General features: G+C 66.2%; 20 protein-coding genes and 1 pseudogene. 9 read left to right on the top strand and 12 right to left on the bottom strand.

What is annotated here, in order from left to right; genetic code table 11:
• Positions 1-80 precede the first annotated feature (80 nt).
• Both BES08_RS06180 and BES08_RS06185 read left to right on the top strand, forming a co-directional pair.
• Positions 81-959: a 3'-5' exonuclease gene (locus BES08_RS06180; RefSeq protein WP_069707840.1), complete on the top strand. Its 879-nt coding sequence runs from the start codon at positions 81-83 to the stop codon at positions 957-959.
• 66 nt (positions 960-1,025) lie between these two features.
• Positions 1,026-1,826, top strand: coding sequence for a S1/P1 nuclease (locus BES08_RS06185; protein ID WP_069707841.1), 801 nt, complete (start codon positions 1,026-1,028; stop codon positions 1,824-1,826).
• Between the two features lie 21 nt (positions 1,827-1,847).
• Here the strand turns inward: BES08_RS06185 and BES08_RS06190 are convergent, their stop codons facing one another.
• On the bottom strand, positions 1,848-2,678 hold the full coding sequence (locus BES08_RS06190) for an aldo/keto reductase (RefSeq protein WP_083274603.1): 831 nt from the start codon (positions 2,676-2,678) through the stop codon (positions 1,848-1,850).
• A 205-nt stretch (positions 2,679-2,883) separates the two neighbouring features.
• Between BES08_RS06190 and BES08_RS06195 the strand changes: the two genes are divergently transcribed.
• Positions 2,884-3,519: an SOS response-associated peptidase gene (locus BES08_RS06195; RefSeq protein ID WP_069709165.1), complete on the top strand. Its 636-nt coding sequence runs from the start codon at positions 2,884-2,886 to the stop codon at positions 3,517-3,519.
• A 1,082-nt stretch (positions 3,520-4,601) separates the two neighbouring features.
• Here BES08_RS06195 and BES08_RS06200 read toward each other — a convergent pair.
• The 7 genes and pseudogenes from BES08_RS06200 to BES08_RS06230 form a co-directional block, all read right to left on the bottom strand.
• Positions 4,602-4,889 (bottom strand): hypothetical protein, encoded by a 288-nt coding sequence (locus tag BES08_RS06200; protein ID WP_069707842.1) that lies wholly within the window; start codon positions 4,887-4,889, stop codon positions 4,602-4,604.
• Positions 4,890-5,024: 135 nt separating this feature from the next.
• The gene (locus BES08_RS06205) at positions 5,025-5,234 is read right to left on the bottom strand and encodes a hypothetical protein (RefSeq protein WP_069707843.1); all 210 of its coding nucleotides are present in this window, start codon (positions 5,232-5,234) and stop codon (positions 5,025-5,027) included.
• A 195-nt stretch (positions 5,235-5,429) separates the two neighbouring features.
• On the bottom strand, positions 5,430-7,619 hold the full coding sequence (locus tag BES08_RS33900; RefSeq protein ID WP_069707844.1) for a ParB/RepB/Spo0J family partition protein: 2,190 nt from the start codon (positions 7,617-7,619) through the stop codon (positions 5,430-5,432).
• A 148-nt stretch (positions 7,620-7,767) separates the two neighbouring features.
• Positions 7,768-8,220 carry a DUF2958 domain-containing protein gene (locus BES08_RS06215; RefSeq protein WP_083274605.1) on the bottom strand — a complete coding sequence of 151 codons (453 nt, stop codon included), beginning with the start codon at positions 8,218-8,220 and terminating at the stop codon, positions 7,768-7,770.
• 230 nt (positions 8,221-8,450) lie between these two features.
• Positions 8,451-9,350: pseudogene (locus BES08_RS33905) on the bottom strand (ArdC family protein); the annotation flags it as partial.
• A gap of 874 nt (positions 9,351-10,224) precedes the next feature.
• Positions 10,225-10,842 carry a DNA -binding domain-containing protein gene (locus BES08_RS06225; protein ID WP_069707846.1) on the bottom strand — a complete coding sequence of 206 codons (618 nt, stop codon included), beginning with the start codon at positions 10,840-10,842 and terminating at the stop codon, positions 10,225-10,227.
• Positions 10,811-11,011 carry a transcriptional regulator domain-containing protein gene (locus BES08_RS06230; RefSeq protein WP_069707847.1) on the bottom strand — a complete coding sequence of 67 codons (201 nt, stop codon included), beginning with the start codon at positions 11,009-11,011 and terminating at the stop codon, positions 10,811-10,813. The genes BES08_RS06225 and BES08_RS06230 overlap by 32 nt, the downstream gene beginning before the upstream one ends.
• 251 nt (positions 11,012-11,262) lie before the next feature.
• Here BES08_RS06230 and BES08_RS06235 point away from each other — a divergent pair, with 251 nt between their 5' ends.
• The 6 genes from BES08_RS06235 to BES08_RS06255 all read left to right on the top strand — a co-directional run bounded on the left by BES08_RS06235 (position 11,263) and on the right by BES08_RS06255 (position 16,155).
• Positions 11,263-12,030, top strand: coding sequence for a helix-turn-helix transcriptional regulator (locus tag BES08_RS06235; protein WP_197524427.1), 768 nt, complete (start codon positions 11,263-11,265; stop codon positions 12,028-12,030).
• A 57-nt stretch (positions 12,031-12,087) separates the two neighbouring features.
• Positions 12,088-12,741, top strand: a complete 654-nt coding sequence (locus BES08_RS06240; RefSeq protein ID WP_069707849.1) for an acyl-homoserine-lactone synthase — start codon at positions 12,088-12,090, stop codon at positions 12,739-12,741.
• Positions 12,741-13,382 (top strand): GntR family transcriptional regulator, encoded by a 642-nt coding sequence (locus tag BES08_RS06245; protein ID WP_069707850.1) that lies wholly within the window; start codon positions 12,741-12,743, stop codon positions 13,380-13,382. The genes BES08_RS06240 and BES08_RS06245 overlap by 1 nt, the downstream gene beginning before the upstream one ends.
• A 111-nt stretch (positions 13,383-13,493) precedes the next feature.
• Complete coding sequence (locus tag BES08_RS32710; RefSeq protein WP_156799782.1) at positions 13,494-13,622, top strand: benenodin family lasso peptide; 129 nt, start codon at positions 13,494-13,496, stop codon at positions 13,620-13,622.
• Between the two features lie 96 nt (positions 13,623-13,718).
• Positions 13,719-14,375, top strand: a complete 657-nt coding sequence (locus BES08_RS06250) for a lasso peptide biosynthesis B2 protein (RefSeq protein WP_069707851.1) — start codon at positions 13,719-13,721, stop codon at positions 14,373-14,375.
• Between the two features lie 10 nt (positions 14,376-14,385).
• Positions 14,386-16,155, top strand: a complete 1,770-nt coding sequence (locus BES08_RS06255; RefSeq protein ID WP_156799783.1) for an asparagine synthase-related protein — start codon at positions 14,386-14,388, stop codon at positions 16,153-16,155.
• A 14-nt stretch (positions 16,156-16,169) separates the two neighbouring features.
• Here BES08_RS06255 and BES08_RS06260 read toward each other — a convergent pair whose 3' ends face one another.
• From BES08_RS06260 to BES08_RS06275, 4 genes are all read right to left on the bottom strand, one after another.
• Positions 16,170-18,311 carry an Atxe2 family lasso peptide isopeptidase gene (locus BES08_RS06260; RefSeq protein WP_069707853.1) on the bottom strand — a complete coding sequence of 714 codons (2,142 nt, stop codon included), beginning with the start codon at positions 18,309-18,311 and terminating at the stop codon, positions 16,170-16,172.
• Positions 18,305-20,890, bottom strand: coding sequence for a TonB-dependent receptor (locus BES08_RS06265; RefSeq protein ID WP_069707854.1), 2,586 nt, complete (start codon positions 20,888-20,890; stop codon positions 18,305-18,307). The genes BES08_RS06260 and BES08_RS06265 overlap by 7 nt, the downstream gene beginning before the upstream one ends.
• Before the next feature lie 109 nt (positions 20,891-20,999).
• On the bottom strand, positions 21,000-21,968 hold the full coding sequence (locus tag BES08_RS06270; protein WP_069707855.1) for a FecR family protein: 969 nt from the start codon (positions 21,966-21,968) through the stop codon (positions 21,000-21,002).
• Positions 21,961-22,530 (bottom strand): RNA polymerase sigma factor, encoded by a 570-nt coding sequence (locus BES08_RS06275; protein WP_069707856.1) that lies wholly within the window; start codon positions 22,528-22,530, stop codon positions 21,961-21,963. Before BES08_RS06275 ends, BES08_RS06270 begins: the two co-directional genes overlap by 8 nt.
• Between the last annotated feature and the right edge of the window lie 131 nt (positions 22,531-22,661).

The raw sequence follows: 22,661 nt of genomic DNA on the forward strand, positions 1-22,661 counted from the left end.
GGCAGATCGGGCGCGTCATTTTCTCGGCCCTGCCCTGCGCACGCTTTCCCCGGCAGCGCGCCGCGACTATCAGGCTGGCGATGACGTCTTTCGCTTCAAATGCCTTGTCCGAAGCTGCCCGCGCTCTCGAAGCCCATCCGGACTTTCGGGTGCTTCGGCGCCTGCTTCCAGTGAACCGGCTATATGCAGGACCGCCGCACGGGAAGTCACGCATTGGTCTCGCCCTCGACGTCGAAACAACAGGTCTCGACCGGGAAACCGACAAGATCATCGAACTTGCCGTCCAGCGCTTTCGCTTCGATGAGCTCGGCCGGATTGTGCAGGTCGGCACACCCCGGCTCTGGCGCGAGGATCCGCAGCAGCCACTTGATCCCAGGATCACCCGTCTCACCGGCCTGTCCGACGAGGCCCTCGCGGGTCAGGCGATCGACGAGGCGGAAGCTACCGACATTCTGGCATCCGCCGATCTCATCGTCGCACACAACGCCGCCTTCGACCGGCCTTTCGTCGATCGGCGGCTTCCGACAATCGCAGGGCGCGCCTGGGCCTGTTCGATGTCGGAGGTCGACTGGCTGGAACTCGGCTTCGACGGGAAGGCCCTGGGATACCTGGTTTCGCAGTGCGGATGGTTCTTCGAGGGGCACCGCGCCGAGAACGACATCCTCGCGCTGATCTACCTCCTTGGCCACACCGCGCCTGATGGTGAAACCATCATGGCCAAGCTTCTGGCCCAGTCGCAGCGGCCGAGCTTTCGCGTGAACGCAGTGGATGCTCCATTCGAGAGCAAGGATGCCCTCAAGGCACGCGGCTATCGCTGGGACCCGGCGATGCGCTTCTGGTGGAAAACCATTCCCGAGGAAGACATGGACGCCGAGCGATCGTGGCTACTGGCGGACATCTATACCGGTCACGGCGAGCCGGCATTCCATCCCCAATCTGCTTGCGAACGATATCGATAAGGGCAGCGTGACCGAACCATTGGCGAATGGGGTTTCAAGGCTCGCCTACTGCTCTATGAAACGCTCATGCGCAAACTGATCCTGCTCACCCTTTCGCTCGCCGTCGCCACGCCTGCCCATGCCTGGGGGCCGATCGGGCACCGCATCACAGGTGCCATCGCCGACGAGAACCTGAGCGGCCTCGCCCGCGCGAATGTCCGGATGCTGCTCGGCACCGAAGACCTTGCCGAGGCAGCGACCTGGCCTGACGACATGAAATCCAATCCCGACACCTTCTGGCAGAAGCAGGCCAGCCCCTGGCACTACGTCACCGTGAAGGGTGATGAGTACAAGGCATCCGATGCCCCGGCAGAAGGCGACGCGATGACGGCGCTTGCACGCTTCACCGCCACGCTGCGAGATCCGAGGGCGCCGCTTGAAGACAAGCGGCTTGCGCTGCGCTTCATCGTCCACATCATCGGCGATCTGCACCAGCCGCTTCACGATGGAGCCGGCAATGATCGCGGCGGCAATGCGGTTTCGGTCACCTGGTTCGGCAAGCCGACCAACCTCCACTCGGTCTGGGATTCCGGATTGATCGAGCAGCGCTCGCTTTCCTACTCCGAATACACGGCCTGGCTGTCGCGCTCGATCAAGCCCGAGGACGTGATTGCCTGGAACGAGCGCGATCCCGCCGTATGGATTCGTGAGAGCATCGCCCTGCGCAAGACGATCTATCCGACCGACCCGGCATTGTCCTGGGACTATGCGTACCAGCACCGGGCTGAGGTCGATGAACGCCTCAAACGCGGCGGCGTGCGCATAGCGGCTTACCTGAACTGGGTGTTCGAGGCGGCACAGCCTGCGACGAGCGCTGCCAAGCGTTGAGACTACTGGCTGCCCGGCCGATCAGAGCATCTCGAGAGGTCGGCGCCTGGTTGGCGGCGGGAAGTGGCGCTCGAGGAGGGCAATCGCGTCTTCGGTGAGTTCGAGGTCCATGGCGGCGCGGTTGTCGCGCACATGCGCGAGCGACGCTGCTTTGGGTATCGCGATGACTCCGGGACGGCGCAGCAGCCATGCCAGCGCAACCTGTGCCGCGGAAACGCCGCGCTCGGACGCGATCCGCCCCAGCACCTTGTGTCCAAGCAGGCGCCCCTGCTCGACCGGGCTGTAAGCCATGACCGGGATTGAACGCCGGCCAAGCCACGGGATCAAATCGAACTCCGGTCCTCGCCGGGCAAGATTATAGAGAATCTGGTTGGTCATGCAGGCAGGGCCTCCGACCTCCTGCAGCTCTACCATGTCGTCGGTGTCGAGGTTGCTTACGCCCCAGCGCGCAATCAGCCCCGATGCGACAAGTCCCTCCATGGCCTCGACGGTCTCCGCCAACGGAACGCTCCCGCGCCAATGAAGCAGGTAAAGATCCAGATGGTCCGTACGCAGCCGCTGGCAGCTCGCTTCACAGGCCTGCCGCAGGCGTGCGCGCGATGCGTTCTGCGGATAGGCCTTGCTCACCAGGAACACCTCGTCCCGGCGGCCCGCGATGGCTTCGCCAACTAGACGCTCGGCTTCACCATCCGCATACATCTCGGCCGTGTCGATCAGCCGCAGGCCAAGATCAAGGCCCGCTTGCAAAGCAGCGATCTCCTGCTGCCGCTGATCTGCCTGTTCGCCCATCATCCACGTCCCCTGGCCAAGGACAGGGACCCTTGTTCCGTCAGCAAATGAAACTGTCTTCATGGCATTATGAACACCCAAGGACGGCACCGGTTCGCAAGCACGCCATGATGATGAACCCGCCTGCCGCAAGCTGGCCTGCAGTCCGAGTAAGGCCGGCTTGCGTAACGCCCACGCAGGCAGGCCTTTGCCCTTGCCAGCCACCTGCAGACCACAGGTTGCAACGAGACGATCGAGGGTTATTCTCCATAGCGAGAGGATTGAGCCCATTTGCAACTTGTACCGCCTGACCACACCGACGAGTGCCATCGCCGGGATGTTCAGTGCGCAGGGCGGACCAGCGCCAAACCTCGCCGAGGAGATTTACCCTGGCTACCCCGGTCTCGTCGTCACGGCCGGGCAGGTCCAGGCAATGTCCTGGGGCTTTCCTCGAGCCCAGAAAAGCGCGCGCACCGGTCTTCCGATCAAACCGCGAACCGTCAACAATGCCCGCGAGGACAAGCTGGCCACGCCGTTCTGGCGCGACAGTTTCATGAACCGGCGGTGCCTGATCCCGGTCGGCGCCTGGGCTGAGGCACAAGGCGAAAGAGGCCGCATGACGCGAACCTGGTACGCGGTGCCCGGCGATGAACCCTTTGCGGTAGCTGGCATCTGGCGACCCACGAGCGAGTGGGGCAACGCCTATTCGATGGTAATGGTCGACAGCTGCGAATTCATGGGCGAGGTCCACGACCGGATGCCCACTATCCTTCGGCGACAAGACTGGAACACTTGGCTGCTCGGCACGCCTGAAAATGCATTCGCACTGTGCCGGGTATGGGACGGCGAATTGACGATGGACGCCACGGCGGAACCGTGGGCGAAGGGCCGACAGCACGCCCCTGGCTCGCCTACTTTGTTATGAGCCGCCCCCTGGTCCTTCTGGCACTCGCCACAACGCTTCCGACAACGGCTTTTCCCCGGGGCGCGCGCGGCGGCACTGGTCTTCCCTGCACGCGCGCGCGTCAGTGATTGAAAGCTATTGGATGCAGCAGCCAAAAAGTTTTTTGATTTGGCGTTAAAGGACCCAAAAACCTCAAAGCAGCCAGACAAGGTCTAATAGCTGGATCTTTAAAAAGCTAAGGCCACGTTTTTCGCCAGCGTAGCGATGGGAGAGAAAGCAACTGCGCGGAGCGTACAAAACAACCATGCGGTGGCGCGCGCGTTTCGAAGACATGTATGGAACATCCCGGCGGCAGATTGGCCGCCTGCCTGGAATGCGCCGATTTATGGACCTGATAACGGATGGGCGCGGCATCAGGCCATGATGTGGGCTTAATGTAATGCCAAGCCCAGCTCAATGCATGGCCGCAGCGAAATCAGTTTACCCGGGCGCAGATAAGCGCACGACGAGGGTGACGCGAGGAGATCGGCGAGGCCACCAGCGATTACCAAGCGGGAAAATACAACGGGACAGGTCTGCTGCTGAACGTGGGACTGTAACCGGCACGATTAGCGTGGCTCCGGCATGCGCAGGCGCCTCGGCGCAAGGATCATCCGACGCCGGGCGGCCGCGACTTCGGCCGATACCTTGGGGCCGAACACCTTTTTGACCAGGCTGGCGGCGGGTGCGGTGCACTTTGCGGTGTGCCGGGTCGATCATCAGCCCATCAGGAGCGGCATCGCCAAGCAGCCAGGAAAGCTCTTGCCGATGCTCACGCCTCAGGCCGCCGGGCCCCGTACGCGCCGCAGGCCCTGCGGTCCCGGGGCGGCGACGCTCTGCATCTCGCCGGCAAGTCATCGACCGGTCTGGACGACCTAGCCGGAAATTGCCCTTCGGCCCGTGTTTCCGGCTGGCGGCGCCGATGCGCGTCACTGTTCCACGTCGGGCGCCTTGGATTCCCAGTCGGTGATCAGCACCGACTGCAGGCCCGTATGGCCGACCGCGACATCCGCCATCGACTGCTCCCATTCCTCGACCTTTTGCCGGGTCTCGAACGCCTTGCATCAAAGACCGTAGGTCTCGATGCCCTTCGAGGTCAGGTAGGCGAGGAACTGCGCGTTGAGGGCCGTCTGGGACCGGATGTAGTGATTCGACATCTGGTAGCTCTGCGGGTCCATGACGAACGGTTTGACGACAAGTTCGACCAGCTTGCTATGGTAGCACTTGCCCCAAAATGCATCTGCGGCCATGCAACCGGCGTAGACCCGGTCAGTCTTCGCCGCCTGGGCAGCCACCGGCAGCGGTGCCGCAAGAATTGCAGTGCTCGCCGCAACGAACAGTCCGAATTTCATCAGGGTCCCCCCGGATGTCCCATCCCCTGTCTAGCATCGGCGCGGCGATGTCCAAGCCGGCAAACCGGATACAGGCCGCAGCCGCGAGCAGAGACCTTGAAGCCTCTCGTGCATATGCAACTCTAGCGTCGCACCTCAGCGCCGTACCGTGACGGCCCGCGTCTCTCCGCACAGGCCGCACGTGTCCTTCAGGCGCTCGAAACCGTTCACGCCCGCCAGTTCGCGCGCCGCGAAGTCGGCGTGATGCAAGGGAGAAAGACCCAGCGTTTGGGTCAGGCAATCGTCGCACACCGGCGCTGGCGCGAGCCGCGCGACGAGCTTCTCGACGTCGTGAAGAATGGTCATGGTCAATGTTACCCCTGCCCGCCGTCATGCCAGCTGGCGGCAGCGGCAGCAATGGCGCGCGGTGCCAGGGCGCCTCGCCGTCCCCGGCGCCGTTACGGCGCCGGGGACGGCGAGGCGAGGTTTTTTGCGCCTTTCGCAAAGACCTGTGGCATTCGGATGGCACCGGGGCGGCAGGTGCCGCCCCGGCAAGTATCGTCACGCCGCGAGGCGTGGGTCGTCCGCATCGGGACCGCCCGGCCCGATTTGTCCCCCCGCCATGGCCGCATCCACCTGCCCATCGGCAGGACCGCGCGAGTCGTCGGCTTCGTGATCCCCGGTGCTGACGGCGGGACCGTCCGCATCACGGTTCCGCATGATGCCGTCCTCGCTGATATCGCGCTCCCCTTCGGCACCGCCGCTGCCCTCCTGCGCGGCATCGTCACCCTGCGAGCCCTCGGGGGCGGGGCCGCCGCCGTCCGCCCGTCTGGCCGGATCATCCAATCCGTTCAGCTTCGCATCCGCGCCGCGCGGCATCGCGGCGGCATAGACCCCCCGCGCGGTGTAGTCGGCGGGCGGGACGGCCATCCAGCGCGGCACCCAGTTGCCGCGCCGCACCCGCCCGTTGTTCCCGGCCAGATGATCGCGGATGATGGTCTTGAGCGCCTTGCCCTTCTCGCGCTCGTTGGCCTTGGCGATATCGCTTCCCGCCACTTCGGCGAGCATGGCGAGAAGCACCTCGCGGTCGCGCAACCCTTCGAAGAACGCATCGTCGGCCTGCCACCAGTCGGTCATGGAGAGGCCGATCTCCGCCCCGGCGATCTCGACCGCGCGGCTTCCCGCTGCCAGCGTTTCGCCCATCGCGACGGCGACGACCTCCAGCACGTCAGGGTCCGGCAGGGCCATGAGGCGCGCGAAGATCGTAGTCAGATCACGGCCCGGCGACGCCCAGCCGGTGCCTCCGACCACCGTCGTATCCTCGCCGTCGCACCCGAGAAGCGACAGCACGGCGCGGCGGCGCGCGTCGAACACCGCCTCGCCCCGGCTTTCGGTCACGCTCTCGTGCACGCCCTCGTTCTTCGCCGTCTGCGGTTCGGCGCTGACCCGCCAGAGGGGCGATCCGCACAGGGCATGGGCCACGAAGAGGCGCAGGGCCACGCCGGAACTGTCCAGCAAGGCGGCGCGCGTCGCGGCATGGCGGTGCAGGTCGATGTAGTTGCGCGTCACTGCCGTGAGTTCGGGACGCAGGCTCGCGGCTGCGCCCTCATCCGATTCGCCGCTGGATTTGGCTTCCGCCTGCCTGGCCAGCCGCGCGGCCTCCTTGCGGGTCAGGTATCCTTCGTGGACGATGACTTCGCCATTGGCGCGCACGTCGATGTAGACGCGCCCGCCCTTGCGCTTGGCCGCCTTCTCGTATTCCCAGCTGTGGAAGTGCTCGCTGGCCGCGACGATGATCGCATCGGGCCATCCCGCCTCGATGTACTGCTGGCGGCGCGCCTCGATCGCCGCGTTCTGCAAGGCCCAGAAGGCTTCGACTTCGGCGATGAGCGGGGCTTCGCCGAACAGGTCGGCGATGATGGCAAGCCCGCTGCCCTCGACATCGAACAGGGCATGGCCGACCGGGATCGACTGCCCTCCGAACAGCCAGTTCTTGAGCTGGTGCCCGCGCGGCACCCACGCCTCGGCATCGTCCATCAGCGCCAGCCATGCCTTCTGCTGGCTCTTGGAGGCGAGCGTCAGATGCCTCACGGTCAGCGCGTCGATTTCATCGCGGCGATAGAGGTCGCGGATGCGCGGCAGCAGGTTGCCGAGCGCGAGGACACGGCGCACGGCGAGGTCGGGCAGTCCGAAGGTCTGGCCGATCTGCTCGGGGCTGCGTCCTTCCCGGACCAGCCGGGTGAAGCACTCCCAGCGGGTTACCTCGTCGGGATCGAGCCGGGCGATGTTCTCGATGAGCGAGGCCTCGATGGCGGCGGCATCGTCGGCCTCGTCGAGGATGGCGCAGGCGATACCGGCGCAGGCTAATTGGGCGCAGGCCGGTTCGGCGAAGGCGGGTTCGGTGCAGACGGGCAGGTCCGTGCCCGGCGCCATGGCTGCGTCCGCTGCCGGGTTCAATGCCGCGCCGGATGCGGTATTGTCGTCTTGCGCCGCAGCTAGGGCATCCCCGCGCGCGCCCTCCAGCGACGCCTCACGCTCGGCGGCGACGATTCGCGCGGCATGGAAGCGGCGACGACCCGCGACGATTTCGAACATGCCCGCCTCGGCGCTTTCGCGCACGAGGATCGGCTGGAGGACACCGCGCATGCGCACGGTAGGCAGGATGTCGGAAACGTCGGGGGCCTTGCGGCCATGACGCATGTTGGCCTTGCTGACGGCAAGCCGGTCGAGTGGAATGAACTTCAGTTTCATGATGTCTTCCTTCCTTTGCTCGCTTGGGTCTTGATCCGGGTCCGGGGCACGGCTGATTTCTTCGATGCGGCGCGTACTTGCGGAGCGGGTGGAATGGGCCGGATGGCCCGGTCGCATCTGTTCGCGGTGGATCGCCTGACCGGTCAGGTCAGGGTCCGCGATCCCGGAACAGAAGTCTGAGGGCCCCCGAGGTTTCGCTGTCGTCTTCGCTGACGTCGTCGCTGACGGGACCGCCCGGAAGCGCCGCGGCCTCAGGAACCGGAACGGGCGCGCGCGCTGCCTCGGTCCAGACCGAAAGCCGGTGCCGGGTGGTGAACGCGGGGCCGAGTTTGATCCGCCGACCCGGCATCCGTCTTGGCGGCAGGTCGACCGCCTCGATCTCGCGCAGGCTGAACAGGCCGGGTTCCGGGTCACCGAAACCCAGATCGGCAAGGCCGTTGAGGATGCCCTCGTCCTCGTGCATTTTGAAACCCAGCCACGCGGCGGCGCCCTGCGGGTTGAACAGGCGAACGAGCGGGAACGCATCGAGCCGGGGATCGTGCGCGGCATCGCGGTAGTTCGCGGCGAGCAGCACGCGGGCGATGGGGGACAGCCAGCTCATGCCGCCGCCCTCCCGCTTTCGCGGGGTCGGCGGCTGTAGTCCGCGCGCGCCATGTCCGGATGCGGCCGGTCGGGACCCGGGGTGGGCGCGGACACCTTAGCGGGTCTCGCCCCTTGCTTTGTGGCCGCGTATCCATCGCCGAGCCCCCCGGCGCGATGATCCATGTCGCAGCGATGCTCGCCGCGATGATCCGCGCCGTGCGTACCATCGTCGCGGCAAGGCTCGCCTTCTTTCTGCGCCGCGCAGTGGCGGGCGAGGAGCCAGTCGGAAGCCTTGCTCGCCCAGCTGGCGGCGCGGAAGATCGCGCGGTTGTCCTCGCGAAGGACATCGAGCCATGCGCCCAGATAGTCGGCGTGGCGCACGGTGGGCACGATGCCGAGCGCGGCGCACAGGAAGGCCGAACCCATTTCGGCGATGAGTTCCTCCCGCGCGTAGTCCTTCGATCCGAAGGCATTGGCGAGATTGCGACCCAGCCGCGAGGCATGGCCGGTCGCGTGGGTCAATTCGTGGAGGCACGTCCGGTAAAAATTGATCTGATCGTGGAATGCCTGCTGCGGGGGGACGGCGACGAAGTCGGCGCCCGGCGCGTAATAGGCCTTGTCCCCGCCGATGCGAAAATCGATGCCGCTCGCCGCTATCAGGCTTTCGGCGACCGGTACGATCTCGCGCTCGCCCAGCGCCACCGGCTCGGGCAGGAGATCGTCGGACAAGCCTTCGCACTGCCCCACGTTGAACAGGGTGAAGCGCTTGAGGAACGGCACGGAGCGCGCATCCTCCCCCGAGTCGCGGGCGCGGGCCTTCTCGGCTTCGGGCACGAAACGGTCGGCATAGACGACGGTGGTGCCGCGCTCGCCCTTGCGCACGTTGCCCCCTGCCTCGAGCGCCTGACGGAAGGTGAGCCAGCCATGCGAGGTCCAGCCGTGTTCGATGGCCGCGCCCCACAAAATGAGGATATTCACCCCCGAATAGCGCCGCTTGGTAAGGGCATTGGCGGGAAGGCCCGGCGCGAACGACGGGCTGTCAGCGGCGCTGCGCCACGGCTGGACCCATGGGAAACGCCCACGTTCAAGCTCGCCGATGATCGTCTGCGTCACCTCGTCGTAGAGCGAGGCCCGCGAGGCCGCCGCCACACCGGTACCGGCACCGGCAACGGTACCGGCACCGGCAACGGTACCGGCATCGCAGCGGCGCGATGTCCTGCCCCGCGAGCGCCCGTTGCGCCCGGTTCCAGCGCCAGTGCCGCCCTGTCCCTCCCTGTCTGGCTTACCGGTATCCTGCCTGACCTCCGGCCTCTCGGTTGGCCTCTCGTTTTGCCTCTCGATTGACCCCTCGGGTGGCCCGACCGTCGAAATGCTGCGCATGTCTCACCTCCTTGCGCTGCCCAAAACCGGCATTGGCCTCCCCGGCGGAGCGGGGGTGGGCGGCCCGGACGACCGACAGGGACCGCTTTCGCCCGGCGCCTGCACCCGCCAGCCGCGCGGGGACGCGCAAGCGGACCCGAAGCGGCCAGGGCCGTAACGTCAGTGGAGGAGCCGGCCCGAAGGGACCGGCTTGCAGGCGGCGGCAGCGGTCCCAGACGGGAGGCAAGCCCACCCGCGCTTCGCCCGGGAGAGGCTCACACAAACGCCGTGCGCGGCTCCCGGCCGCGCGCGTCCGCTTCCGGGCGGCCTGGTCCGCAGGACGCAAGGGCCCGCCCGCACGCGCCATGCGATCGTCACCATCAGGCCGGGACCGGCAAAGCCGGGCCCGGGACCCTGACCGCGGCGATGAGGGCGGCCACGCCCGCCGCGGTCGGTCTAGAGCGCGGTCGCGCCGCAGGCGCGAGGCGCCCGCCCCTGCCCGCCCCGGTCACGAATACCGCCCGGCAGCGAACGATCGATGCTCGCAGCCTGGCGGATGCATGCCTGACACCGGATCCGGACCTGCAAGTCCAGTGGCCCTGATCGGCTCTCGTAGACGAACGCCCAGACAATGATCGGCGACCCGTCAGCGTTCTGCGGCCGCTCAGCCACCACCGCGCATCAGACGCCGCCATCCGCCCGCTGTCATGCGCGCGGCTTCGGAGGCAAGCCGCCTTACGCGCGATCGCAGCGAATCGCTGCCGGTATCCCACCCGCTCGCGACACGCTCGGTGCCGTAGAAAGCGATGCCGATATCCTGGTGGCTCGCGCCCGAGACGATGGCATCGTGGACGCGCAAGGTGGTGAGCCAGCGTTTCATGCGCGGCTCTGCCGGAAACAGGGATCGTCCGAACCGGCCATGGCGATGGAGCGAGACGAGCTGGCGCAAGGGCACGAGCCGGCGCTCGGCTCCGGCGATCCCCGAAATCCGGAAACTGAGCATAACCGCCTCCTGGCCGGACAAGTTGCCGCTCAGCACATCGAGACGGATCCGGTGATCGCCGTTCGAAAGTACCGCGTGCTCACCGGCAACGCGGCCGGGTACACACGTCAGCCATGGCGCCAGCCGGGCAACAATCAGGCTTTCTGGGTGGGCAGGGTCGGCGGGTTCGACATCGACGTCCAGAATGCCCGGATCGAGGGACGCATGCCACAGGATCCGCGCCGAACGGGCGTCGCGGACGGGATCTTCAGCGAAAGTGAGCCCCCCAGGCCGACGCATCGGGCTGCGTGCCGGTCGTCGCGCGCGATGCCTCGAGATACCATTCGGCGTACCCTGGATCGCGCCGCAGCCATTCCCACATCAGCCCTGCCCGGTCGATGGCCAGCAGGCTCTTGTACGCGTCAGCGTCGCGCCAGTCGGGCAGACCGTCCGCCCCTTCGTCGCTCATGTCTTCAGGAAAGCCGGCCCGGACGACGCCCCCGGGATTACAAAATTTTCATCGCCAAATCGAGAACGATTGAAAAGTCGGTCCTTTTGCGAGGCGTACTTGCCATGATATGACAGTATTACGACAACCGGCTCCCAAGAACAGCTTGAGAACCTGATCGCGGGGCACAGTATTCCAGGAAGGGCTTTCGCCGGAAGGCGGATGGCAAGAGACATCCCCGGCGTTGGCAAGGCTGCCCCGTGATGCATCACATGATACTGGCGCTCGTGGACTCCCTGCGCGCCATCCACGCCGCCCGCAGCCTCGAACTGCTGGCCGGGAACGTTGCGATCGCCACGACCCAGATGGGCTTCACCCACTACGCCATCACTCACCATGTCGATGGCCCAGCGCGGCGGATGCGCGCCATTCGCCTCAACAATTATCCGCCGGCGTGGGTCGAGCACTACGACCGGCATCACCTCTACACGCTCGATCCGGTCCACCGCCTCAGTCACCTGATCAACGAGGGGTTCGTCTGGAGCGAACTGGCCGAGCGCATCGATCTCTCGCATGCCGACCATGCCTTCATGACGCTTGCCGCCCATTACGGCATCGCCGACGGCTTCACGATTCCGGTGACGATCCACGGTGAGACCGGTGGATCGGTCACCTTCATCAATCCGCCGCGGCGCGAGATCACCGACCTCACCAAGATCATGGCGCACGCGATCGGCGAGGCCGCCTTTGCCGCCGCCCGGCGACTGTGCACGCCGCGCGGGCAACGCATGCGGCCGCCAAGCGCAAGGCTGACGCAGCGCGAACGCGAGGTCACGCACCTCGTCGCGCTGGGCAAGACCAACCGCGAGATGGCCATGCTCATGGGCACGAGCGAGGAGACGCCGGCCAAGCACGTCAACAACTGCTTCGAGAAACTGGAAGTGAACAAGCGGACATTGCTGGTGTCCCGGGCACTGTTCGACGGGACCCTGACCCTCGCCCAGATCCTGCCGCAGTTCTATTCCCCGTTCAGGGAATAGCGGCGGGCACCGTCTTTCGAGCACCCTGATCCGGTTCACGATCAGGGAGTTACCTCGATGCTGTGCTGCCATGTCCTCACCGCCCGCTCCGCTTTCATCGCAGGCTCGGACCAGATCCTGTCCGCCATGTTCGAAGCGCGCAAATCCGTCTTCGTCGACCTGCTGAAGTGGGACGTGCCCGTCATCGCAGGCTGCTACGAGATCGACCAGTTCGACAACGCGCATGCCCAGTATCTGGTGCTGACCGACGGCAAGGGCAGGCACATGGCCTCGGCGCGGCTGCTGCCGACGACACGCGAGCATATCCTGGGGGGCCTTTACCCGCAGCTGTGCAGCGGCGCGGTGCCGCACTCGCCCACGATCCGCGAGATCACCCGCTTCTGCATCGAACGCACGCTCACCACCGCCGAGCGCCGGGCGGCGCGTGACACCCTGGTGGCGAGGCTGGCCGATCATGCGCTGGCGGAAGGGATAACCGCCTACACCGCGGTCGCCGACGCGGCATGGTGCGCCAAGATCCATGCCTTCGGATGGCGGTGTGCTCCGCTCGGCGACGTACATACGATCTCGAACAAGCGCATGGCGGCGCTGCGGATCGAGATCGATGCGGACACGCCCAGACTGCTGCGCGAGGCGGGCATTGGCGCGCAGGACGCGGCGCAGCATCCGCGCGCCATGCAGCACTCCGGTGCCGGCGCCAGGCTTCATTGATGAACCCGGGTGCCACAGCCGAGCGGGTGCTCGAAGCGCTGCGCGGCCAGATACTGGACGCCGCGTGGCGTCCGGGCGACCGCCTCGATCCCGGCGCGATCGCCGGCCAGTTCGCGAGCAGCATCACGCCCGTGCGCGACGCCCTCAACCGGCTCACCGGGGAAGGCCTGGTCGAAGCGCGTCAAGGCGGCGGCTTTCACCTGCCGCCGCTCGACGAACCGCTCCTTCATGACCTTTATCGCTGGTCCGAGCAGCTCCTGCGGCTCTGCGTGACGCACTGGCCTGCGGGCGCGGCAGCAATACCCTTCGCCGAATCGATAAATGCGAATGGCAAGTCGGCCGACGGCGAAGCACCTGCGCAAACAACCGCGCAAGCGACGGGACGATTCTTCGCCGTGTTGGCCCAGCGCTCGGGCAACTGCGAGCATGCAGGCGCGGTAGACCGCCTCAATGCCCGGCTCCACGTCGTCCGCGGCGTCGAAGGTGACGTCCTGGGCGCGGATGACGCGGAATTCGATACGTGGATCGATGCGATCGAAGCCGACGACCGGCGCGGTCTCGCACGGGCCATCGGGCGCTATCACCGCCGCCGCGAACGCGTCGCCGGGGCCATCGTGCGCGCCGTCTATCGCCGCGAATGAGAGCCCCGCCGTCAACATTCGGCGAATCCGATCCGTATAAAGTTCGGATATGCCGCGCCGCTTCCTACCCTCCTTGGTGCCGCAATCCCGCGGCGATTACAGGAGCAGATCATGACCCATGATCGTGAAACCGCCGAAGTCATCGACCTCGGCAAGGTGAGCACCGAAACGCTCGGCACGGAACTCAACCCGCGCGACGAGACCTTCGGTGGCCAGAGCGCCGGCCTCAGCGACGACTGAGCCGCACGGGAGGGCGCGGCGTTCGCGGCAGCGACTTCGAAACGCCGCGCCCTCCTTTTTGCAATTCCTGCCGATTTCTGCGGGAAAGGACCGGTCATGGGCTACGCGCTGCGCAGCAATCTCACCTACTGCGATATCGACGATCGTCTCGTCTTCCTCGATGTCGAGGCCGATCGCTACTTTTGCCTTCATGACAGCGTCGAGGCGCGGTTTCGCGCCCTGGCGGCAGGGACAACGGACATCGCGCCATCCGACGTGCTCGTTCGGCTGGGCCTTGTCGAAGAAGTCCCTGGCGATCTGTATCCCCGGCCCTGCGCCGATCACAACAGACCCTCCCGGAGCCTTCTCGACGGCGAACCCGCAAAGCCATCGCTGCGTGCCGTCCTCGGTGCCCTCACGAGACTGGCACTGGCCCGGCGAGCGCTTCGGCGCGGAGGTCTTGCCCGGCTGCTGCACGAGCTGAGGAAGCGAAAGGCCCGGTTGCCATCGTGCGTCGCCCGGCCGCCATCCAAGCTCGAGCACCTTGCGCACGACTTCGAGCGCACCGCGCGGCTAATGCGTTCGCACGATCAATGCCTGCCCCGCGCGATCACGCTCGCCGGGATGGCAATGGCGCGCGGCATCAATGTCGAGCTCGTCATTGGCGTCCAGTTGCGCCCCTTCGCCGCCCACGCCTGGGTGAGAAGCGGATCCAGTCTCGTCAACGAGAGGGTCGATACCGCCCTTGCCTACACGCCCATCCTCGTCCTGTGAGGTCGTGCCCGTGACCGCCGCCCGCTACCTCGTGGTCGCGCTGCGAGGCGCAGCCGGACATTCTGCGCTGGCAAGGACACAGGCACAGGCACTGCTCGACAAGGCCCTGCATGCAGGGTCCGGTATCCGGCATTACGATCTCGGCTCCGCCATCGTCGCGGTATCGGGACTGCCCCCGGTCGAACTGCGCGGCAGCGGTCTCGTCATCGGCCGGCTGTTCGATCGCGCGACGATGCGGCCCGCCTCGCACCTCGAGGCCATGCCGGGCAGCGGCGCGCGGCATCTCGTCGAACGGTGCTGGGGCGGATGGGTCGCGCTTCTTCGAGGCGCGGATGGTGCCCTCACCATCACCCGCGCCCCTCTGGGCGATCTGCCTTGCTATCGCATCGAGACAGCCGATTTCATCATCTTCGCATCCGATCTCGACCTGCTGCGCGCGACCGGGCTCTGGCGTGCGAGCATCGACTGGCAGCAGGTTCGCCTGCTGCTCGCCACCGGCGAGTTTCGCCGGTTCGATACCTGTCTGGCGGGAGTGGGCGAACTGCCCGGAGGCCATACGGTACCTTTGGCCCAGCCGGTCGCAGCGGCTACCATGCTGTGGTCGCCCTGGATGTTCGTGGGGGCGGACCAGCGCATATCCGGCCGCGACGAAGCCGCTGCGGCGGTACGCGGCGCGGTGCTGCAAAGCGTGCGCGCTCTCGCGTCGGGGTTCGAAAAGGCCCTGCTCCTCCTTTCCGGGGGGCTCGATTCGTCGATCCTCGCCGCCGCCCTGCGGCAAACGACCAGCGACGTTGGCGCGCTCAACCTGGTCACGCGCGATGCCGCCGGCGATGAGCGACACCATGCCCGCCGCGTGGCAGGCTGGCACTCGATCCCTTTAGCGGAAATGCGGCGGGAGGTGGATCGGATCGACATTCACGCGTCGCCCGCCGACGGTCTGCCGCGTCCGAGTGTCCGCCTGTTCCGGCAGGAAAGCTTCCGGCTTGCCGCGCTGGCGGCGGATCAGGCCGGAGCGACGGCGATTGTCGATGGCAGCGGGGGCGACAACGTGTTCTGTTCGCTGAAATCCTCCGCGCCGGCCGCCGACCGCCTGCTCACGTCGGGCCCCGGAACAGGTTTTCTGGATACGGTGCGCGAGATCAGCAGCCATGCACCTGCGAGCATGCGGCAGGTCGCGGTCGATGCCGTTCGCCGAGCCTGGCTTGGCAAACCGGCGCTGCGACCACATCTCGACCTGTCGCTGCTCTCCTCCGACGCATGCGAAGGAATTCCTCGCGAAAACATCCACCCCTGGCTGCGTTGCCCGCAAGGCGCATTGCCGGGATCGGCCGGGCATATCCGGCTCATCACGATCGGCCAGGGTCATATCGAAAGCCTTGATCCCCGACAGGGCAGGCCCACGGTATCACCCTTGCTGTCCCAGCCGGTCGTCGAGACATGCCTGCGGGTGCCAAGCTGGCTATGGCTCGAGAACGGACGCAACCGGGCGATCGCCAGACGCGCCTTTGCGGACATGCTTCCGCTCGACATCGTGACCCGGCGATCGAAAGGCTCGCCCAACAGCTTCGCAGCCGAGATCTTCGAGACTCACCGACGAGGCATCCGCGATATGCTGCTGGGCGGCCTTCTCGTCTCGGAGAGGATCATCGATCGCGATGCGCTCATCCACGTTCTCGGCGATCCGCGCCCGCTCATGTCCGAGACCTTCCAGCGGGTGCTCCATTTCGTAGACTGCGAGGCCTGGGCACGATCATGGGCACGACCATGGTCACGCTCCTGACCGGATGCGCTCATTTACCCGGGAACCTTGGTTTCGCCGGGCGGGCGGACATAAGGCGATGGAATGGGACCATCGCGCATCAGCGTCCATCGACGGTACTGTTCACGCTTGGCCGGATCGGGATCGACACGGCCCTGGAGCCAGAATGCGAACCAGTCGATGTTGCGCTCGTAGATCGCCGCGCGGTGGATCGGCTGCCATTTCATGTGGTGCTCGTTCGGAAACACGATCATTTCGACCGGCTTGCGCGCCGCTTGCAGCGCGGTCATTGTCGGCAGGGCCAGCAGCATTTCCTCGTCGGAAACCTGCAGGAGGAGCGGCTTGTCCATCCGAGCGGCATTTTCCACGAACGAGTAGGGCTTCCAGAAGTCGCCCGGATCCTCGCCAGGCGCCGGGTATCCCGTGCTGGTGAAATCGTTGGCGACGGCGATGCCGGCATATGTCGTCACGCCCTGCTCGTCGACGCAGCACGTGCTCGCCGAGGCCGCCGCGAACATCGTCGAATTGATCAGGGCAAAGCGCACCGACGACGCGCCGTTGCTGAGGCCCGATATGCCGATGCGGGCGGGATCGGCGATCCCGCGGGCAATGAGCAGCCTGGCGGCGGTCTCCTGCGACGAGAGCTGGCTGCGCCGTTCCGCCCAGTCCTTCTGCCCTTCCTTGAAAAGCTGCTTGTCGGAAAGGCCGGGCCGTTCGCCTTCCACCGATGCGAGGTTCTCCAGGCTGAGCACCGCAAAGCCTTTCGCCGCGAGGGGATGGATCGGGTACTCGTCGCCCGTTCCTCCTCTCAGGAAGCCGTTGGACCGGTAGGTCACGATGACGGTGGCAAGCGGTTTGCCCGGCTGGTAACCCGGCGGAAGCACGAGATCGCCCCTGCCCTCGATGCCGCGGTCGTTCTTCCATGTCAGCCGCTCGACCTTGCCCAGTTCGATCGATGCGAATTCGGGATTGGGATCGAAGATCGGGCGGCCCGACCCTGTACGGGGATCGACCAAAGCAACGTATCTGGGCCGCGTCGCATTCTCGCGCGTGCAAACGAGCCCTTCGGGCGCCATCACGCAGCCGAGCAGGACATCGCGGGTCTGCAGAACCCTGACGGGTGGCCGCGCGGAACCCGGTGTCCAGCGGTAGAGGCCCATTTCCCCTTTCGCCCATCCTTCCCGCCGCAGGAACACGACGTCCCGGCTGCCCGGCATCCACCATGCGCCGGTGACGCGGCCGGAGCAGGCCTCGTGCCGGCAGACGGTTTCCCGGCCATCGCGCTCCGCGACCACGACTTCAAGGGTCAGGATGCCGGCCCCGGCACGATTACGGGTCGACACCGATCTCCCATCGCCGGATTGTGCCATGGCCAATACCGAGCCGCCGCTGCGGGGGCTAAGCGGGATCAGGCGCTCACTCCCTTCGGCGGGTCGCATGTCGCTGCCATCGGGCGCGATCGAGAATATTGTACGCGGTAGCACGGCGGGCATCGGCCGCGAACCGATCATCGGCGAAAATCGCGCATCGTAAAGCCAGCCCTGCCGGCCTTCACGCTCCAGTGCCTCGCGCTCGCCCGGCATCCCGGGGTTCGCCGCGAACACGATGCGGCTGGTCTCACCGCTCCATGCGACGGCTTCAGCGTCGTTATCGAGATGGGTCACCATCTGCGCGCCGCCGCCGTCTGCCCGGGCGCGCCATACCTGCGTGCGCCCGTTGTCGCGCCGCAGGTACGCGATCCACCTGCCGTCGGGAGACCAGGCCGGCGTGATCACCTGGGGAAAACCGGCGTCGATGGTCATCCCGCGTCCCATCAGCGGGTAGTTGATGATCTCGCCGCCGCGATCGATGACGCGCGGCGCCCAGGGTCCGCCGAGCGCGACAATCGCAAGCGCCCGGCAATAGGTGTTGGTTTCAGGGTCCGCGCGATTGATCACGAACGCGAGCGAGCGGCCATCGGGCGACACGGCGAGCGGACTGGGCTGGTTGTACATCGATCCATCGGGCTGGCCGATATCGCGCAGGCGCAGGATGTCGTCGGCGGCCACCATCCGCTTCTTGGCGACCGGCGCCGCCGCCGGCGGGACCACGTCGTCGCAGCGCGCCGCGACCACAGTGGGCCAAGCGCCGACAAGCGCCAGAACGGCGGCAAAGCCTTTCCTGGCCCTGATCACCATGCCTTGGTCACTCCGACGCCGATGTAGCGGCCGAGCGCCGAGTAGTTGGTCATGTCGTAGGCGGTATCGTAGTAGTTGGGCGCGGCAATCGTGTCCAGGCTCGCGTTGAACAGGTTCTGGACGGTAAGCGTCAGCGACAGGCCGGCGAGAGGTCCGCTGTCATCGGTGAAACCGTGCCGCGCGGTGAGATCGATGGTGGTCATGCCCTCGACCCTGGCTCTGGCCGCGTAGCGCGCATCGGTAACCGCACCAATGCGGCTCACGGTGGTGTTGAACATGGTGGTCCCGAGGCTCCAGGTCACGCTTCCCCGGCCCCGCCAGTGCGGCGGATTGAAGATCGTGCCGGCAAGTTCCGTGACCGCCGAACCGGGCGTGAGCTGCTGCCGGCTGTCCAGCCACGCCGCGTTGAGCATGAAGGAAAGAGTGCCAAGGTCACCGAAGTCGCGGCGGTAGCGGGCGAGAACATCGACGCCCTTGACCTCTTGGCGCCCGACATTCGCGTAAGTGTTGTCGACGATCGCCCCGACGGTGGCGGGATTGTACGCCGCGCCGGAATAGTTGTCGAAATAGGCGCTGGAGGCGACTGCATCGCTGACGGCTCGCGCGCCGGGATCACGCAGTACGAAGTCGGCATAGATCGGGTTGCTCAGCGACTGCGAGGAATAGGCGATCGGCGTGACGATGCGGTTGATGTAGTGCACCGAGAAATAGCTGACCTGCAGATCAAGACCGGGCAGCTGGCCCGGCTTGTATTGCAGGCTCGTGGTCCAGGTCCGCGCTCGCTCCGGCTTGAGGTCGCGGTTGCCTCCGGACATGTAGAGCGCCGTACCCGTGGCACCGCCCAGGCTCGCGGCGCGGTAGAGGCTCGCGGAATTCACCTGCAGCAGCTGATACAGCGACGGTGCGCGGAACGTGCGCCCCCAGCTGGCCTTGAGCGTGAGGTCGCTGACAGGCTCGTAAATGAGACCCAGCCGGGGCGTGGCCACCGAAGCGATACCGGGATACCGCTCGTAGCGCACTGCGCCCGTCAGGGTCAGGCGCCGCACGCCCCAAAGGTCGAGGTCCGGCCCCGCGAGAGGAAGGTCGAGTTCGCCGAAGGCATAGTAGCTGCCCTGCGAACCGGAGGTGTTGGAGGCATTGGCCTGCTGCGCGCTGAAGTGGTTCACGCGGTATCCGCCGCCGATCGCGCCGCGCGCCAGTCCGCCCGGCAACGCGAACAAGGGTCCGTCGCCGTTCGCCTCGATCGAGTAGAGCGAATTGCAGTAGCACACGACCTGGGTGGTGGTGAGGGTCTGGCCCGAGAAGTAATCCCCGGTCAGCCACATCCGCTCGCTGCCATAGACGCCCGAAAGACTCGCCTGCCATGGTCCGACATCGAGTGTCAGGGACGGTGCGAGCGTGATCGAGCGGCTCGTCATCCGGCGTTCCGAGCGTGAGATATCGAGGTCGCCAGCCGCGTTGGTCGGGTTCACCGTCTCGTACCAGCGCTTGTTGAACAATGCGTCGAGGGCGAACGTCAGGTTTTCGCCAAGCGCCTGGTGACCATTGACCACCACGGCATGGCGCCGCTGTTTCGCAGCAAGTGTCAGGCCTGGGTGAATCGCGGTGTAGTCGCGCTGATCGGACATGATGCCGCTGTCGCTCATGAATTCGTACCCGGCGACCAGGCCGCCGGTGCCCCATCCGGCACCGCCGACAGCCCCGTACTGCTGGCGAAAACCGCCGCCTTGGGTTGTTCCACCGATCTGCGCGCGGGTCTCCAGCCCGTCGAAGTGGCGGCGCAGGATGACGTTGACCACGCCCGCCACGGCATCGGAGCCGTAAAGAGCGGAGGCACCGTCGGGCATGACTTCGATCTTCTCGACCATGCCCAGAGGGATCGTCGAGATGTCGATGCCCTGCCGGGTTCCACTGTAGGCGGCGCGATGCCCGTTGAGCAGAGTCAGGGTCGCCTCGCTTCCCAGCCCCCGCAGGTTGACGCTCGAGGAACCGCCGGCATCGACGCCGCTCGCCGTCGGCACGTTGAAGCCGATACCGGGGTTGGTCCCCCCTCCGAAACTCTGCGGGATGGAATGGGCGACATCGGTCATGCTGAACTGCCCGGTATCCTCGATGCTCTGGCGGTCCAGGGCGATGACAAGGGATGAGGGTTCCCCGCCACGAATCCGGCTGCCTGTCACGGTGATGCCAACATCATCGGCAGCGCTACCGGCATAATCGGCCCGCCGGATAGCGAACCCCTCGGTCCCATTCCGCCCGAGCGGCATTGCGGACAGCCCCGTCCCCTCGAGCAGGCGGGCCAGCGCCTGTTCGAGGGTGTATCGTCCTCGCAGGGCGGGTGCCTCCCGGCCTGCGAGGACGCCTGCGTCTCCCAGGATGTTGGTCTGGGTTGCGACCGCGAGGGCTTTCACGGATTCCTGCAAGGGTTGCCCGGGCAGATCGATCTCGACGTAAGGTGCGGTGTTTTCCCCGCGCACCGCAGAGCGGGTCTGGGCATGGGCATTTGCGGCCGCAGTGGCGATGGCGAGCGCCGCCACCCCCTCCAGACACTGGAGGAGCGTAATTCTGTGCGAAGGCATGATATGTTTTCCCCCCTGGACCGATTATCAGGCCAGTTGTTGGGGGAGACGCCGAAGAGCTGAAACACACGCCAGATTATTTCGCTGACGGCGCGTTTTTTTACCCCGCCTAGCGTCGGCGCAGCACAAGGGTTCCGTCGTCCGTCCGCGTGACGTCGAGCGAGAAAAGCGCAGCAACCGCCATCGCGAATGCATCGGGTTGGCGAGCCGAGAACGCGCCGGTCACCCTGTGCGCGGCAGCCGATGACGGCGCCTCGATATGCGTGCGGTTGTAGCGGTTCATCGCAGTCACCGCCTCACCGAGCGGCGTCGCATCGAACACGAGCATGCCTTCGGCCCAAAGCAATTGCCCTGCGGCGACCTTTTCCACCCTGCCGCCCGGTCCGAGCTCGCGCTGCTCATTTCTTGCGAGGATGACCGGACCGCCGGCTGAACCTGCGATCTCGAGTTCCGTGTGCCCCTCGATGGTCGATACGCGAGGGCGGCCAGCGATCAGACTGACGTCGAACGGGCCAGTATTCGACCGTACGTTTCCCCGACCGGTCATGACGGTGAAAGCATGCTGGGAGTGCGCGGGCGCAAAGCGTGCACGGCCCCGCAGCAGCTCGACGCGCCGGGGGCTGCCCGCGACCGTCCTGAGCATCGAATCTGTATCGAGCGTCACCTCGGTTCCGTCGGCGAGCGCGAAAGTGCGGATTTCGCCGATCCGTGTCTCGAACGTGGCAGCCCTTGCCGAAGAAATCACCTCGCTCTGGTTGATTGCGGCGACTGCAACTACGAGGCCTGCTGCCACGAGGATGGCCAGACAAGTCCCCGCCGCCACGTAAGTGGACCGGCGCAGGTAGAACGGCGCCCTCGCCAGCTTGCGGTCCCGTCCCGTCGGTCTCTCGACGACGATTTCGGAATCCGCCCAGTTCTCGCAGACCGCGCCGAACGCTGCTTCATGACGGGGGTCGGCAGCGAGCCAGCGCGCAAATTCCAGTTCGATTTCCTGCGTGGGCGTCTCGAGCCTGAGCTGCCATTCCACCGCCTCGTCGATTATTCTGGCCGGATACCTGCCCATTGACGGGTCAGTCATCGCATAGCAGGTGCCGGTTCAGCAGCTTGAGCGCACGGTTCATCTGTTTCTCCACCCCGCGCACGCTGAGACCGGTCTGCTGCGCGATTTCGGCATATGTATAGCCATCGAGGCGCCGGGCGAGGAAAATCTGTCTCGCCAGCGGCTTGAGGCGCAGGACCGCCTCCTCCAGCCGCGCGAGGCGATCGCGGGCTTCGAGCATGGCAATCGGGTCGCTGCCCGCGACGAGGGCATCCTCGATCGGCACATGGCCTTCACCTCCGCGGCGCTGGATCGCCCGCGCGTGATCACGAAGGACGTTCGAGGCCGCCTGGCGCAAATATTCGCCCGGGGCGGCGATGCCGGAAGGATCGATGGTGCCCGCAACACGCACGAAGACCTGCTGGACAACGTCTTCCGCGTCTTCGCGGCGACCTTTACGGGCGACAAAACGCAGGAGGCCGCGCTTCTGGCTGCGGTACATTTCTTCAAGCCCGCGGTGGGTCGGACGACGGTCGTGATCTGGCGGCAGCGGCGCATCTTCCGCAAGCGGCCGGGTCAGCCGGTTGAAGCGCGCACTCATGGTAGAAATGACAAACTGGACGGCGCAATGAACATTGTCCGGCTCTCCTCGATGATCGAAGCGAAGCCGGCCAAAGCCGGGTGTTGAGAACACGCAAGAGACGCGCGCCGCCGCCTTTAGCCGCGAGCGAC

Origin of the sequence: Novosphingobium resinovorum, from assembly GCF_001742225.1 — a bacterium.
Taxonomy (GTDB): Bacteria; Pseudomonadota; Alphaproteobacteria; order Sphingomonadales; family Sphingomonadaceae; genus Novosphingobium; species Novosphingobium resinovorum_A.